The 965-nt window shown below is 53.8% G+C and carries 2 protein-coding genes; both read left to right on the top strand.

Features of this window, described 5'->3' with window-relative positions; all coding sequences use genetic code 11:
* Window positions 1-780 (top strand): coenzyme F420-0:L-glutamate ligase (gene cofE, locus PPL9_RS25455; RefSeq protein WP_208989632.1); only part of this gene is annotated, 780 nt, incomplete at its 5' end.
* Window positions 777-965, top strand: a 189-nt coding sequence (locus PPL9_RS33745; protein ID WP_208989633.1) for an NAD(P)-binding domain-containing protein, incomplete at its 3' end; no start/stop codon positions are given. The genes cofE and PPL9_RS33745, both read left to right, overlap by 4 nt.

Here is a 965-nt window from a genome sequence, read left to right on the forward strand (position 1 = left end):
AGCTGTTTGATGCATACACTTTCTCTATATGCGATCCCGAACATTCCAGAGATCAATCCCGGTGATGATCTTGCTGCAATTTTGGGCGATGCCATTGAGGCAGCTGGACTTTCTTTGCGAGATGGAGACGTCCTGACATCTGCGCATAAGATCTTCTCAAAGGCGGAAGGCCGCATTGTGAGACTGTCAGATGTCACTCCTTGTGAAGAGGCGCAGACCTATGCGGAGGAGCTGAACAAAGACCCACGCAAGATTGAGATCATCTTGCAGGAAAGCACTCGGGTGGTTCGCCATTTTAAGCGTCCGACACAAAATGAAGGGACGATGATCTGTGAGCACCGTTTGGGCTTTATTTCCGCCAATGCTGCGGTGGATGAATCCAACAGCGGCACAGATGAAACCCTCATTTTGCTGCCTGAAGACCCGGATGCCAGCGCTACCCGCATGCAGGAAGCCCTTTCCGAACGCTTTAACGCCGAGATCGGCTTTGCCATTACGGATACTTTTGGACGGCCTTGGCGACTTGGTCAGGTGAACGTAGCTGTGGGCCTTGCCGGTGTACCCGCAACAATCAAAGAACAAGGCAACTCGGATGCACATGGGCGTTTGCTCAGTGTGACCGAACCCGCCTTTGCAGATGAGTTGGCCGCTGCTTCCGGTCTGGTGATCAGCAAAGCAGGCCAGACGCCTGTTGTGCTGTTTCGCGGACTGAACTGGACGCTGGAGGCGAGTTCGGCACAGGATTTAATTAGATCTAAGAAGGAGGACATGTTCCGATGACATTAGCGATTATCGGAGGAACCGGGCCACAGGGTCAGGGGCTTGCACTCAGGTTTGCACGTGCGGGCGTTCCCGTTGCGCTTGGCTCTCGTGATGCAGTTCGCGGCAAGGAAATTGCCGATGAGTTGATGACCAAGCTCCCAGAAGATTCTGCGCAGATCAACGGTATGGGGAACGAGGATGCG

The organism is Pseudovibrio sp. POLY-S9 (assembly GCF_001431305.1).
Classification (GTDB): Bacteria; Pseudomonadota; Alphaproteobacteria; order Rhizobiales; family Stappiaceae; genus Pseudovibrio.